This window comes from Pseudomonas sp. TNT3, from assembly GCF_010095445.2.
Classification (GTDB): domain Bacteria; phylum Pseudomonadota; class Gammaproteobacteria; order Pseudomonadales; family Pseudomonadaceae; genus Aquipseudomonas.
The window spans coordinates 28,259-43,340 of record NZ_WFGV02000004.1; the positions used below are offsets into that span (position 1 = coordinate 28,259).

Below are 15,082 nucleotides of genomic sequence, written 5' to 3' on the forward strand. Positions count from 1 at the left end.
GGAATGGCGGGTTTTGTCGTTTCAGGCCATGGATCAGACGGTATCCACCTTCAGCGAATGGTCATTCAACATGCCGTTGATGATCGTCGCCGTGTCATGCCCCCCGGCCACCACACCACCGGCCCCCGGCGTGACGCCGTAATGGCTTGCCAGGTTGACGCCCGCCAGATCGATCGTCTGGTTCGGCGTGGCGCCGGCCATGGCGCTGACGTCGATGCTGGTCAGCACCGAAGCGCCGCTGCCAACAACTTTGAAGTGCAGGTAATCATCCAGCGAAGCGGTGGTGCCGTTTTCACCCTGCAGCAATTGCGACAGGTCGAGCTTGTCAGTGCCGGGGGTGAAATCGGTGACCAGGTCGTGCCCGGAATTGCCTTTGAGCCACTGGAAGGTGTCCGCACCGGCACCGCCCGTCAGGGTGTTGTTGCCCAGGCCACCGATCAGGAAGTCATCGCCGCCACCGCCGTTGAGGATGTCATCGCCCAAACCGCCGTTGATGACGTTGCTGTTGTTGTCCCCGGTCAGGTTGTCATTGAAGTTGGAGCCGGTCAGGTTCTCGAGCCCGGTCAAGGTGTCGGTGCCGGCGCCGCCGGTGGTTTGCGCTGTCAGCAAGCTCAGGTCCACCGTAACGCCGCTGGTGGCGTGGGCGTAGCTCACGGTGTCGATGCCGGCGCCGCCGTCCAGCAGGTCATTGCCGGTTCCGCTGAACAACAAGTCATTGCCGGCGCCACCGTGCAGCTCATTGTTGCCACTGCCCGCAGTCAGCACGTCGTTGCCGTCGCCGGCATTGAGGATGTTGTTGCCTGTGCCGGCCACCAACACGTCATCGCCCGCCGTACCGGTGAGGGTGTGGCCGTCCTGATAGCTGATGGTCACATTCGCCCCGTCGCTGCCGCCATGGCTGTCGTTGGCGGTGTAACTGCCGTGTGCATCCGGAGTGATGTCGTGAGCCCCGGCGTAGTTGACGGTCATTTTCAGCTGGTAATTTTCCGCCCCCGTGGGGTTGCTGCCACTGCCGTTATTGATGTTGGTGACATGGATCTGATAGGTGCCGTCAGCCGCTGCGGTAATGGTCCCGCCATCGGCGATGGACACGAACGGGCCGCCATTGAGCGAGTACTCCAGGGTGATGCGACCGGCCGCCAGGTTGTGGTCCAGATTAAGGGTTTCGCCCTCTTTCAGTTTCACGGTGATGAGGTCTTCATCATTCGCGTTGGCCGTGGTGACACCGCCCAGGTATCCGCTGACGACCAGTACCGCCGTCATCGCTGCCGTGTTGGCTGCGAATAGAGCGCGCACGTCCGCCAGGTTCTGGTTTGCCGCGGTGTTGCCGGTTCCGGAGAAGCCTTTCGCGCCTGTCCCGACAAAATCCGCGCCCTTCGCCGCCCAACCTGTGTTGAACGTGGTCGGCGTGGCAGTCAGCGGATCGCCCTCAGGATCAGTGTCGTTGGCCAGCAGCAATTCGCCCGGTACCACAACGCTGCTGGACAGAACGTTGGTGATGATGTGGTCATCCACCGCCACTGGTGCCGCGTTCGGAACGACTTTGACCACCAGGGTCGAACTGGCCAGATCGCCATCGTTGTCACTGACGGTGAAGCCGATGTTTTCGGTGATCACCACCGAAGTGGCTTTTTGCGAGGTGTAGCTGTATTCGCCCGTGTCGAGTTTGATAACCAGCGTGCCGCCGTTGTTGGTGGCAATGCTCAGCGAATTGTCCACGGTGTTGAACGTACCGTGGTTGGCCCCGCCGGTGAATTTCAGCGACCCCTGGTTCCCCAGGTCCTTCGGGTCATAGGTGTAGGTGGTGCCATCGACCACGATGGTCTTGATGAAACCGCCATCGGCACCGAACGTCCCGCCCTCCAGCAACGTGCCAGTGACCGGCGCGCCCTGCACGGTACCCGAGAGTACCGAGTTGAGTTGGTTGAGGTCGGTCACCACCACCGCGTTGGTGTTGGTGTGGGTGCTGCCGTCATAGGCCACCGGGTCCAGGTAGGCGTTGCTGACGCCGCTGCCCAGGCCAATGGCGTAGTTCTTGATGCCGTTGGCGTCGAGGAAGGCTTTCAGCGAGGCTTCGTCGGAGGCGCTGATGTCGCCTTCGTTGGGTTTACCATCCGAGAAGAAGTAACCGATGTTTTGCGCACCGGTCAGTTTGCCGGCGGTGTCGAACGCCTGCTTCATGGTGGCCACAGCGGCATCGTAGTTAGTGCCACCGCCCGCCGTCAGGCCGGAAATTATCGATTTGGCGGTGGCCACGTCGACCCAGATCGAGGTCTTGTCGGTGGCATTGCTGCTGAAGGTCACGATCTGCACCTTCACGTCGCCCAGGTCATCGTACTTGTCGAGCAAGGCACTGATTGCCTGCTTGGCCAGGGCCAGACGTGACAGGCCCGGTACACCCGAGGCGTCAGCCATACTGCCGGACACGTCGATCACCAACAGCAGGTTGGAATCGATTTCAACGGCAGCCACCGCGCGTTCCGAGGCGGCCGCCTTGGGCACGTCATCGACGATGTTCACCACAATCGTGCTGGTGGTGCTGTTGCCCAGGGCATCGGTGGCTTTGTAGGTGAAGCTTTCGCTCAGGGTGTTCGCACCGTCGTTCGCGTTCGGCGAGGTTTTTGGTGCCGAGGTCAGCGTGTAGGTGTACGTGCCGTCGGCGTTGAGGAGCATCTGCCCGTAGGTGCCGGTGGCATTGCTGACCAAGGTGTAGGTGACTGCGCCGGACGCTCCGGTGACCGAGCCAACCAGTGTTCCCGCAGAGGTTTCGCCAGTATTGCCCGGCTCACTGCCGATCACGGTACCCGCCGCCAGGTCATTGCCATCCTTGGTCAGGTCCAGGGCTTTTTCGAAGACCGTCACATCGGTGTCCGACGCCGCGAGCAGTTTGCTATTGCAGACATCGATCGTGATGGTGGTGGTGCTTTCATCGCCGTCAGCGTCGCGCACGGTGTAAGTGAACACGTCGGTGGCACCCGGCGTGCCGACCGAGTTCGGATTGCTGTGATAGGTCGCGTTGCCATTGGCGTCCAGGGTCAGGTAACCGTAGTTGCCGTTGATGTTGGTATTAAGCCCGCCACTGACCGAGGTCGAGGTGTTGCCGCCAGCGCGCACGCCCACCACCGCACCACCGACCGCCGGACCGTCGGAGCCTCCAATGTCGTTGTCGAGCACATTGCCGCTGACCGTGCCGCCTTCATTGACATGGGCCGAATCCGGCTTCGCGCTCGGCAGGTCATCGACGATGTTGACGTTGATCTCGCCCGAAGCAGAGCTGCCGTCGGAGTCGGTCGCCACCACCTGGAAGTTTTCGCTGATGCTGTTCGCACCGTCCGCATTGGGATGGGTTTCGCTGCCCACCAAGGTGTAGCTGTAGCTGACCACGCCGGTGACCTGATCAAAACCGGTGATGGTCAGGTAGCTGCCCAGCGGAGTAACGATGGTGTGCGGCAAACCGGAGACCACGCCACCGTTCATCACCGCATAACCGCCCACGGTCAGGGTTTGCAGACCGTCGAGCGCGGTCACGGTGAAGGTGCCGGTCTGGGTCAATGCTGGCGTGTCAGGGCTGGTGCCCCAACCGAGGTTTTTCTCGTAGACAGTGACTTCGCCCCCATTGACGTTCAAACCGCCGATGACCACCGGATCGTCGTTGTTATGGATCTGCAGAACGAGGTTCGCGGTGCTGGTATCGCCGTCCGAATCGGTGAGGGTGTAGGTGAAGGTTTCCGTCCCGTTACCACCGCCCTTCAGGCCTTTGAAATCAGCGTCGCTGGTGTTCAGGGTGTAGGTGTAAGTGCCGTTGGCATTGAGCACCAGGCTGCCGTAAACACCGTTGAAGGTGCCGGGTGTAACCGGGCCTGCATTGTCGCCGGTCACGACCCGGTCGGCGCCTTGCACGTCGTTGGTCAGCACGTTGCCGTCGAGGGTCACCAGGGATTCCGAAGCAGTCTTCGCGTTCGTGTCGTCCACTGCTTTTGGCACGTCATCGACGATGCTCACCACGATGGTGCTGGAAGTGGTGTTGCCCAGCGAATCCGTCGCGAGGTAGGTGAAGCTTTCAGTCAGGGTATTCGCGCCATCGTTGGCGTGAGGTGTCGTGCTCGCCGGCGAAGTCAGGGTGTAGGTGTAGGTACCGTCGGCGTTGAGCTGAATCTGGCCATAGTTGCCGGTCGCACTGCCCACCAATGCGTAGGTGATCGCACCAACGGCACCGGTGACCGAACCGACCAGTGTTCCGGAAGCGGTTTCACCGGTGTTGCCAGGCTCGCTGCCGGCGACAGTACCCGCCGCCAGGTCATTGCCATCCTTGGTCAGGTCCAGGGCTTTTTCGAAGACCGTCACATCGGTGTCCGACGCCGCGAGGATTTTGCTGTTGCAGACATCGATGGTGATGGTGGTGGTGCTTTCATCGCCGTCAGCGTCGCGCACGGTGTAGGTGAACACGTCGGTCGCACCTGGCGTGCCGACCGAGTTCGGGTTGCTGTGATAGGTCGCGTTGCCATTGGCATCGAGGGTCAGGTAGCCGTAGGCGCCGTTGATATTGGTGTTGAGCCCGCCACTGGCCGAAGTCGACGTATCGCTACCGGCGCGCACGCCCACCACGGCACCACTGGCCGCCGGACCGTCGGAGCCACCGATGTCGTTGTCGAGCACATTACCGCTGACCGTTCCGCCTTCATCGACATGGGCCGAATCCGGCTTCGCGCTTGGCAGGTCATCGACGATGTTGACGTTGATCTCGCCCGAAGCAGAACTGCCGTCGGAGTCGGTCGCCACCACCTGGAAGTTTTCGCTGATGCTGTTCGCACCGTCCGCATTGGGATGGGTTTCGCTGCCCACCAAGGTGTAGCTGTAGCTGACCACGCCGGTGACCTGATCAAAACCGGTGATGGTCAGGTAGCTGCCCAGCGGAGTAACGATGGTGTGCGGCAAACCGGAGACCACGCCACCGTTCATCACTGCATAACCGCCCACGGTCAGGGTTTGCAGACCGTCGAGCGCGGTCACGGTAAAAGTGCCGGTCTGGGTCAATGCAGGCGTGTCAGGGCTGGTTCCCCAGTCGAGGTTTTTCTCGTAGACGGTGAGTTCGCCACCGTTCACGTTCAAACCGCCGATGGTCACCGGATCGTCGTTGTTATGGATCTGCAGAACGAGGTTCGCGGTGCTGGTATCGCCGTCCGAGTCAGTGATCGTGTAGGCGAAGGTTTCCGTCCCGTCGCCACCGCCGTGCAGGGCTTTGAAATCGGCATCGCTGATGTTCAGGGTGTAGGTATAAGTGCCGTTGGCATTGAGCACCAGGGTGCCGTAAACGCCGGTGAAGGTGCCGGGGGTGATTGGGCCGGCATTCTCGCCGGTGACGACACGGTCGGCGCCTTGTACGTCGTTGGTCAGCACGTTGCCGCTGAGGCTCAGCAAGGTTTCGGATGCGGTGCCGGCGTTGCTGTCGTCCACTCCTTTGGGCACGTCATCGACGATGTTGACGTCGAGCGTGCCATTAGCCGTGGTGCCGTTGTCGTCGACCACGGTGACGGCAAACTGCTCAGGCAGATTGTTGGTGCCATTGGCGTTCGGATGGGTTTCGTTGTCGGCCAGGGTGTAGCTGTAGCTGACCACGCCGGTGGCGGGATCGAAACCGGTCACGGTCAGCGTGCTGCCCAACGGCGTGACCACCGATTGCGGGAAGCCTGCGCTCACGCCGCCGACCACCACGTTGATGCCACCAATGCTCAGGGTCTGTACGCCATCAAGGGCGGTGATGGTGAAGGTGCCGCTTTGAGTCAGCGCGGTGGAGTCCGGTGCACTGCCGTCGCCGAGGTTTTTCTCGTAGACGGTCAGCTCACCGCCGTTGACGCTGAGGCCGTCGATGGTCACCGGATCGTCGTTGTTATGGATCTGCAGAACGAGGTTCGCGGTGCTGGTATCGCCATCCGAATCGGTGATGGTATAGGCGAAGGTTTCCGTGCCGTCGCCACCGCCGTGCAGGGCTTTGAAATCGGCATCGCTGATGTTCAGGGTGTAGGTGTAAGTGCCGTTGGCATTGAGCACCAGGGTGCCGTAAACACCGGTGAAGGTGCCGGGGGTGATCGGGCCGGCATTCTCGCCGGTGACGACACGGTCGGCGCCTTGTACGTCGTTGGTCAGCACGTTGCCGTTCAGGCTCAGCAAGGTTTCCGATGCGGTGCCGGCGTTGCTGTCATCCACCGCTTTGGGCACGTCATCGACGATGTTGACGTCGAGCGTGCCATTGGCCGTGGTGCCGTTGTCGTCCACCACGGTGACGGCAAATTGCTCAGGCAGATTGTTGGTGCCATTGGCGTTCGGATGGGTTTCGTTGTCGGCCAGGGTGTAGCTGTAGCTGACCACGCCGGTGGCGGGATCGAAACCGGTCACGGTCAGCGTGCTGCCCAACGGCGTGACCACCGATTGCGGGAAGCCTGCGCTCACGCCGCCGACCACCACATTGATGCCGCCAATGCTCAGGGTCTGTACGCCATCAAGGGCGGTGATGGTGAAGGTGCCGCTTTGCGTTAACGCATTGGCGTCCGGTGCACTGCCGTCGCCGAGGTTTTTTTCGTAGACGGTCAACTCGCCGCCGTTGACGCTGAGGCCGTCGATGGTCACCGGGTCGTCGTTGTTATGGATCTGCAAAACGAGGTTCGCGGTGCTGGTATCGCCATCCGAATCGGTGATGGTATAGGCGAAGGTTTCCGTGCCGTCGCCACCGCCGTGCAGGGCTTTGAAATCGGCATCGCTGATGTTCAGGGTGTAGGTGTAAGTGCCGTTGGCATTGAGCACCAGGGTGCCGTAAACACCGGTGAAGGTGCCGGGGGTGATCGGGCCGGCATTCTCGCCGGTGACGACACGGTCGGCGCCTTGCACGTCGTTGGTCAGCACGTTGCCGTTCAGGCTCAGCAAGGTTTCGGATGCAGTGCCGGCGTTGCTGTCATCCACCGCTTTGGGCACGTCATCGACGATGTTGACGTCGAGCGTGCCATTGGCCGTGGTGCCGTTGTCGTCAACCACAGTGACGGCAAATTGCTCAGGCAGATTGTTGGTGCCGTTAGCATTCGGATGGGATTCGTTATCGGCCAGGGTGTAGCTGTAGCTGACCACGCCGGTGGCGGGATCGAAACCGGTCACGGTCAGCGTGCTGCCCAACGGCGTGACCACCGATTGCGGGAAGCCTGCGCTCACGCCGCCGACCACCACATTGATGCCGCCAATGCTCAGGGTCTGTACGCCATCAAGGGCGGTGATGGTGAAGGTGCCGCTTTGAGTCAGCGCGGTGGAGTCCGGTGCACTGCCGTCGCCGAGGTTTTTTTCGTAGACGGTGACCTCGCCACCGAACACGCCTAGCCCGCCAATCGTCACCGGGTCGTCGTTGTTGTGAATGTTCAGCACCAGCGTCGCCGTGCTGGTATCGCCGTCCGAGTCGGTCAGGGTGTAGACGAAATTTTCCGTCCCGCTGCCGCCGCCGTGCAGCGCCTTGAAGTCCGCGTCATCGGTGTTCAGCGTGTAGGTGTAGGTGCCGTTCGGATTGAGCACGAGGGTGCCGTACATGCCGGTGAAGGTGCCACCGATCACTGGCCCGCTGTTGGGTCCGGTTGGAATACGGTCGGCGCCCTGGGTGTCGTTGGGCAGCACGCTGCCGGTCAGGGTCACCAGGGTTTCCGACGCTGTGTTGGCGTTGCTGTCATCGACCGCCTTGGGCGCATCGTCGGTGATGTTGATGTCCAGGGTGCCGGTGGCGGTATCGCCATTGGTGTCGCTGGCGACCACGGTGAATTGTTCGCTGAGATTGTTGGCGCCATCGCCGGCCGAATGGGTGTCGTTGCCATTGAGGGTGTAGCTGTAACTGACCACGCCCGTTGCCGGGTTGTAACCGTTGATGGTCAGGGTGTTGCCCAACTGGGTCGTGATCGATTGCGGAAAGCCTGAAGCCACGCCGCCGCTTAACACGCTGATGCCGCCAATGCTGAGGTTCAGCAGGCCGTCGGCAGCGTTCACGGTGAAGGTGCCATTCTGGGTCAGCGCCGCCGGGTTGCTGGCCGAGCCGTCAGGCAGATTGGCTTCATTGAGGGTCAGTTCGCCACCGGTCGAATTGAGACCGCCGAGGGTGACAGGATTGTTCACGGGTGGCGGCGGGACGATGACGGGAGGTGCGTCGTCGTTGACGTTGTCATTGAGATCGGCGAAATGACGCTCCAGCGGAAACTCCGGAATGCCATTGAAGCCCGCTGTCGGGAAACCGATGGTCGGATCGACTCGACCGGCCACTTCTTCCAGCAGCACAAAACTGTGACCACCGCCCAGCGCACCGGACCCATTAGCACCAGACGGTCCAGCCGCAGTGGCTTCACCGGTCTGGGTCGGGTCTTCGCCGGCCGCAATGGCTTTTTGCAGTTGTTCAACATCGGTCAGCTGCGCTTCGCTTGGCGTAACGATCTCAGGCGAATCCACATGGGGCACCTGATTGGCGAGCAGCTGGGAGGTCATCTGCAGGCTGCTGTCACGCCCCAGAGTCAATTCCTGGCCGTTTTTCAAATGCACCGCCACCGCCCCTTCCGCGCCGGTGACCAGTTGATCGCCGGCAAACAGCCGATCACCTTCAACCAGTGCGCGTCGGGTGCCATCACCCGCGACCGCGAACACCTGACCAATGACCTTCGAGACGGTACCGATGAGCGTAGCCATGTGCATCTCCTCTGCTGCCAACCAGTGCCGGCAACCAAATTTTTTTGCGAAGAAAGTGCCCATGTCTGAAGCGAGCCGCTTTGCGAAAACACCTGCCGGACAGCTTGATTTACGTTACGTAATCCGCTGCCCTGGCGACACTCTCGCCAAACCTGTCGCTCATCGATGACCTGCGCCGGAATCGGACAAACCCAATGTAATCAACGACTTTGGGATCCCGTTTGGCAGAAATGATCACCTCCGAGCGATGCGTAACAGTCCTGAATCAGCAAAGTGACAAAAAAATGTCACCCCCTCAACTGCCCCGCCTCCCTCCCCTCTAGCACCTCTTCGTCCCTTATCGATAAATGGATGGAACTTAAATTTTGCCCTTGCAAGCTCCCTAGGGCTCGTAATACAAGGGTTCCACGAGAGAACAATGTGCTGGATTTTTCGGAGCGCATAAGTTTTTTTTGGCATAAGGCTTATGAGAAATATTTCTTAGCTATGCGCTAGAATGTTCTTAGCTGTGTTGTTACAAGCTTGAAACGGTTTTCACTATAAATGCCGTCAAATATTTGGCGACTGATAAGCATCATTAGGACTCAGGGAGATTCATCCATGCGCGTTTTAACCCCCCTCTGCAGCGCGATCCTGCTGGCAATGGCCTGCACATCTCAGGCTAACGCCATGTCGTTAACCGAGGCGATTCAGAGCACTATTGCCACACACCCGGAACTGGCTTCACGCGTGGACTCGCGCCTGTCCGCGGACGAAGAAGTCAAAGTCGCCAAAGGGGGCTTTTATCCATCGGTTGACCTGAACGCCGCATACGGGCGCGGGTACAGCGATAACACCAACACACGTTCGCTGGGCAATCACAACACCAAGATCCTGACCTACACCCAATCCGAGCTGCGTCTGCGGCAGATGCTGTTCGATGGTTTCAACACGGCCAACGAAGTCGAGCGCACCAAAGGCGTGGTCAACTCCCGTGCCTATTACGCGCAAGGCACCGCCCAGGACCTGGCACTGCGCACCATCGAGGTCTACCTCGAAGTGCTCAAGCGTCGCGAACTGGTGACCCTGGCCAAAAACAACCTGCAAGCTCACCTTCGGGTCAACGACCAGATCGGTCTGCGGACCGAGCGCGGTATTGGCAGCACCGCCGACTCCGACCAGTCCACCGCTCGTCGGGCACTGGCGCAAAACAACCTCGACACCGCGGAAGTGGATCTGGCCGATGCCGAATCGAATTTCTTCAGCGTTGTAGGGCGCCTGCCGGATGAGCTGGAAACTCTGCCATCGACGCGCGGCGAATTGCCTGCCACCTTGACTGAAGCCCAGCAGAGCATGGTGGATAACAACCCTTACCTGAAATCTGCCCAAGCCGACGTGCAATCCGCCGAAAGCCAGTACGAAGTTTCCAAGTCGCCGTTCTTTCCACGCTTCGACGCCGAAGCAGCGGTGGGCGCGAACAACAACGTGCAAGGCGACGAAGGTCACGATAACGAGTGGCGCGTCGGTGTGGTGATGAACTACAACCTGTTCCGCGGCGGCAGCGACAAGGCCCGCCTGCAGTCCAATGCGCACCAGATCAACCAGGCCATGGACATCCGCAACAACGCCCTGCGCCAGCTCAACGAGAACATCCACCTGGCGTGGAACGCCATGCTCAACGCGAAGAAGCAAACGCCGACCGCCCGCGAATACGCCGAGACGACCAAGCGTGTACGTATGGCCTACCAGGATCAGTTCGGCCTCGGCCAGCGGACCCTGCTCGACCTGCTCGACAGTGAAAACGAACTCTACAACGCCAACCGCCGCTACACCGAAGTGCGCTACACCGAGGAATACTCGATGTACCGCGTGCTGGCGAACATGGGTCAGTTGTTGAGCAAGCAGCGTGTGGTGTTGCCTGCCGATGCGGTCGCCCAGTCTGAAGTGAAAAGCGAAGCTCGTTTGCCTGAACTGAGATAACCCCACAGGCTCGGGCCGTGTTCGGACGATCTTTTGATGTGATTCTGAAAAAAACAAAATCAAAAGATCGCCGGCTGCGGTAGTTGCTTCAGGGATTTGTATTGATGTGACAGTTCAACTGGAGCGATCAATGTGACCAGCATGGAACCCGGCAACATCGGTGTCGATCCGCGTCTTAGCTTCGATGACCCCCTTCTTGATGGTCTTTTGATCCTCTGCAAACTCCACGGTGCGACGGTCAGTCGCGCCAGTCTCAGTGCCGGCCTGCCGTTGAACAAGCAGCGCCTGAGCCTGGACCTGCTGCCTCGCGCAGCGGCCCGGGCAAGTTTGCAGGCGCGCATGCTGCGTCGTGAGCTGGCCGACATTTCCCCCCTCAACCTCCCTGTGATGCTGATCCTCAATAACGGTCGTACCGCGATTCTGCGGCGCTTCGGCGATGACGGCCGCTTGCTGATCCTGCCCAGCGAAGCCGACGGCGGGGAACAATGGGTCAGCCGTGAAGAGCTGGCTGAAAATTACAGTGGCCAGGCGTTGTTCGCCCGGCCGCGCCATGAACTCGAAGACTTGCGCTCACCGCTGGTGCCGCGCGTCGAGGCCTGGTTTCGCGACACGCTGAAACTGTCGAAATGGCTGTACAGCGATGCGATCCTGGCGAGCTTCCTGATCAACCTGCTGGGTTTGATGGTGCCGCTGTTCGTGATGCAGACCTACGACCGGGTGGTGCCAAACCAGGCCACCTCCACGCTGTGGGTGCTGTCCATCGGTTTGTTGATCGGCACCGGTTTCGAGCTGGTCCTGCGCGTGGTCCGCGCGCATTTGCTGGACACGGCGGGCAAGAAAACCGACGTGATTTTGTCGGCCACTCTGTTCGAACGCATTACCGGCATGTCGATGAAATCGCGACCTGCCACGATCGGTGGGTTTGCCCAAAGCATTCACGATTTCCAGGGCCTGCGCGAATTCCTCACGGCGGTCACGCTTACCAGTCTGATCGACCTGCCCTTCGCCGTACTGATGCTGGTGGTGATCGGCTTGCTCGGTGGCTGGCTGGTGGTGATTCCAATGCTGGCGTTCCCGATCACCATCATCTTCGCCATGGTGATTCAGGTCCGCCTGCGCGATACCGTGCAAAAAAGCCTGAGCCTGGGCGCCGAACGCCAGGCCTTGTTGATCGAAACCCTCGGCGGGCTGGAAACCCTCAAGGCCTGCAGCGCTGAAAGCGAGCGCCAGCACAAATGGGAAAGCACCCACGGCGCCCTCACCCGCCTCGACAGCCATGCGCGCAACCTCTCGGCGATGGCCACCAACGGCACGTTATTCATCCAACAATTTTCGGGCATGGCGACCATCGTCGCCGGGGTCTACAGCATCATTGCCGGCAACCTCAGCGTCGGCGCACTGGTGGCGACCTACATGCTGGGCAGTCGGGTACTCGCGCCACTGGGGCAAATCGCCGGGTTGATCACGCGCTACCAGCAAGCGCAACTGACGATGAAAAGCACCGATGCGCTGATGGGGCTGCCGCAGGAACGCGACGGCAAACAGCGGCCACTGGAACGCACGCAACTCCAAGGCGCTTTGGACGTCAGCAACGTGACCTTCCACTACAACGGGCAGAATGCCCCGGCGCTGCACAACGTCAGTTTCAGCATGAAACCCGGTGAGCGCATCGGCATCATCGGCCGCAGCGGCTCGGGCAAAAGCACGTTGGCGAGGTTGGTCATGGGTTTCTACGAACCCGAAGAAGGCCAACTGCTGCTCGATGGTCTGGACCTGCGGCAACTCGACGTCGCCGACTTGCGCCAGCAGATTGGCTACGTCGCCCATGACCTGCCACTGCTGGCCGGCAGCCTGCGCGACAACCTGACCCTCGGTGCCCGCTACATCAGCGACTCCAGAATGCTCGAAGTGGCGGAGCTCACCGGCGTGACCGAACTCGCCCGCTCGCATCCGCAGGGTTTCGACCGACCCGTGGGTGAACGTGGTCAACTGCTTTCCGGTGGTCAGCGTCAGGCTGTGTTGTTGGCCCGAGCCCTGCTGCTCGACCCGCCGATCATGCTGCTCGACGAACCCACCAGCGCCATGGACAACAGCAGCGAAGACGTCCTGCGACAAAAACTGCACAGCTGGGTCCAGGGCAAAACCTTGCTGCTGGTGACCCACCGTACCTCCATGCTCAGCCTCGTGGATCGTCTGGTAGTCCTCGACAACGGACGGATCGTCGCCGACGGTCCGAAAGAAGCGGTCATCGATGCACTGCGCAAGGGCCGTGTCGGCTCTGCGGCGGTCTAGGAGTAGCCCATGGCTGGTACATCGTCCGACGCTTCAAAGGATCGCGGCTACTTCGGCAGCTTCAGCAAAAGTGCCGAAAGCGAATTCATGCCGGAAACCGCCGGCGCCGCGTTGCAGGACTCGCCGCGCTGGTCGCGGATCACCGTGTGGCTGGCGGCCGGACTGCTTATCAGCGCGGTGGTCTGGGCCAAGTTTGCCGTATTGCAGGAAGTCACCACGGGTGAAGGCAAGGCGATCCCGTCGAGCAAGGTGCAGGTGATCCAGAACCTGGAAGGCGGCATCGTCACTGAAATCTTCGTGCGCGAAGGGCAAATGGTGAACAAGGGCGACAAATTGCTGCGCCTGGATGACACGCGGTTTCTGTCGAACAAGGGTGAAAGCGAGGCGGACCGTTATGCCTTGACGGCGCAGGTCGAACGGTTATCTGCCGAGGCCGAAGGACGACCTTTCAAGCTGTCGGCAGAAGTGATTGCCAAGGCACCGCAAGTGGCCGAGGACGAACGCTCCCTGTACGAACAACGGCAGCGTCGACTGGCCAGCGAACAGCGCACGTTGAGTGAGCAACTTCGGCAAAAAACCCAGGAACTGGCGGAATTTCGCTCCAAACAGGGCCAGTTCAGTTCGAGCCTGGCTTTGCTGCAACAAGAGATGAACATGTCCGCGCCCCTGGTGGGAACCGGTGCGGTATCCCCGGTGGAAATCCTGCGCCTCAAACGCAGCGCCGTGGAGATACGCGGCTCGCTGAATGCCACGACGCTGGCGATTCCCCGCGCCGAATCGGCGATCAACGAAATCAAAAGCAAGATTGACGAGTCGGAACAGTCATTCCGCTCGGACGCCGCCAAAGAGCTGAATGAGAAACGCACCGATCTGTCGAAAATCACGGCATCGAGCATTGCCATCGACGACCGCGTCACTCGCACCACGGTGGTCTCTCCGGTGCACGGGATTATCAAGGTGCTGAAGGTCAACACCATTGGCGGCGTGGTGCAGCCGGGCAGTGACATGGTGGAAATCGTGCCCTTGGAAGACAACCTGCTGATCGAAGCCAAGGTCCGGCCGCAAGACGTGGCATTCCTGCACCCCGGCCAGAAAGCCATGGTCAAGTTCAGCGCCTACGACTACACAATCTATGGCGGGCTGAGTGCAAAGCTGGAGTTGATCGGGGCGGACACCATTACCGACGACAAGGGCAACAGCTTTTATCTGATCCAGGTAAGGACCGACAAGAATCACCTGGGTGGGGACGTGAAGCCTTTGCTGATCATTCCCGGGATGGTAGCGACGGTGGATATCATTACCGGGGAGAAAAGCGTGCTGGATTACCTGCTTAAACCGGTGCTCAAGGCACGGACCGAGGCGATGCGCGAACGATAGATCAGGCCAGAATCTTCATTGACTGTGCACTGGCTATCGCTAGCAGGCTAGCTCCCACAGGGGATTTGGGAGCGATCAAGACTTTGTATTCTCAACTGATCAACTGTGGGAGCTAGCCTGCTGGCGATCAGGCCAGCACTAGCAACACCTATCTCGGCCCATGATTGCGCTGGAAGGTATCCTCGCCCATCGCCGCAATCTGCCCCTCGATCAATGCCTCGAACGGCTTCAGCAACGGCTCGAAAGAGCTCGGCGCTTCCAGCGTTTGCAAGGCCTGGACGATCGCTTCAACCGTCGACAACGCTCCCGGTCCCGGCGCCTTGCGCAATCGATATCGCGACACCCCGCCCTCAGCCAGGGTCACCCGGGGCAACGCTGCCAGCAGCGGATTGAGGTGCAGCATTTTGCGCGCCTTGCGCCAGGTACCGTCCGGCACGACCAGCAATAGCGGTTCCTCGTTTTCGGTGTAGGCCTGCAACGTCTGCGCATCATCGGCAGGAAACAGCAATCGCGCCTGATAGCCCGGTCTATTCAACAGCGCCGGTAAATCCTCGAACACTTCGCCGACGATCAGCTCGGCATTTTTCAGCCCCAATGCCGCCAACCGCGCGGTGTTCAGCGCATGGTTCACCTCACTGGGATGCTGTAACAGCAACACCCGGGTGCGGCTATCGAGGTGCGGGATCAGCGGGCACAGGCAGTGGGTTTGCGGGCGCAGGCAGCGTGGGCATTGGAGTCTGGACATGCTTGCTTTTCC

Annotated in this window: 5 protein-coding genes; 3 read left to right on the forward strand and 2 right to left on the reverse strand. The window is 60.5% G+C overall.

Annotation, left to right across the window (positions count from 1 at the left end; genetic code table 11):
- Positions 1–33 precede the first annotated feature (33 nt).
- Positions 34–8,697, reverse strand: a complete 8,664-nt coding sequence (locus GBC55_RS03950; protein ID WP_247266855.1) for a retention module-containing protein — start codon at positions 8,695–8,697, stop codon at positions 34–36.
- A gap of 600 nt (positions 8,698–9,297) precedes the next feature.
- Between GBC55_RS03950 and GBC55_RS03955 the strand changes: the two genes are divergently transcribed.
- The 3 genes from GBC55_RS03955 to GBC55_RS03965 all read left to right on the forward strand — a co-directional run bounded on the left by GBC55_RS03955 (position 9,298) and on the right by GBC55_RS03965 (position 14,325).
- The gene (locus GBC55_RS03955; RefSeq protein WP_162436863.1) at positions 9,298–10,656 is read left to right on the forward strand and encodes a TolC family outer membrane protein; all 1,359 of its coding nucleotides are present in this window, start codon (positions 9,298–9,300) and stop codon (positions 10,654–10,656) included.
- A 132-nt stretch (positions 10,657–10,788) separates the two neighbouring features.
- Positions 10,789–12,948 carry a type I secretion system permease/ATPase gene (locus GBC55_RS03960; protein ID WP_162436864.1) on the forward strand — a complete coding sequence of 720 codons (2,160 nt, stop codon included), beginning with the start codon at positions 10,789–10,791 and terminating at the stop codon, positions 12,946–12,948.
- Positions 12,949–12,957: 9 nt separating this feature from the next.
- A complete protein-coding gene (locus tag GBC55_RS03965; RefSeq protein ID WP_162436865.1) occupies positions 12,958–14,325 on the forward strand; it encodes an HlyD family type I secretion periplasmic adaptor subunit in 1,368 nt (455 codons plus the stop codon).
- Positions 14,326–14,473: 148 nt separating this feature from the next.
- On the opposite strand, the gene GBC55_RS03970 is transcribed toward GBC55_RS03965, so the two are convergent.
- Positions 14,474–15,070 carry a DTW domain-containing protein gene (locus GBC55_RS03970; RefSeq protein WP_162436866.1) on the reverse strand — a complete coding sequence of 199 codons (597 nt, stop codon included), beginning with the start codon at positions 15,068–15,070 and terminating at the stop codon, positions 14,474–14,476.
- Positions 15,071–15,082 lie beyond the last annotated feature (12 nt).

Excerpts from the sequence above, each read along its gene's own strand:
- GBC55_RS03950 (WP_247266855.1), bottom strand. The coding sequence starts at position 8,697 with ATGGCTACGCTCATCGGTACCGTCTCGAAGGTCATTGGTCAGGTGTTC.
- GBC55_RS03955 (WP_162436863.1), top strand. The coding sequence starts at position 9,298 with ATGCGCGTTTTAACCCCCCTCTGCAGCGCGATCCTGCTGGCAATGGCC.
- GBC55_RS03965 (WP_162436865.1), top strand. The coding sequence starts at position 12,958 with ATGGCTGGTACATCGTCCGACGCTTCAAAGGATCGCGGCTACTTCGGC.
- GBC55_RS03970 (WP_162436866.1), bottom strand. The coding sequence starts at position 15,070 with ATGTCCAGACTCCAATGCCCACGCTGCCTGCGCCCGCAAACCCACTGC.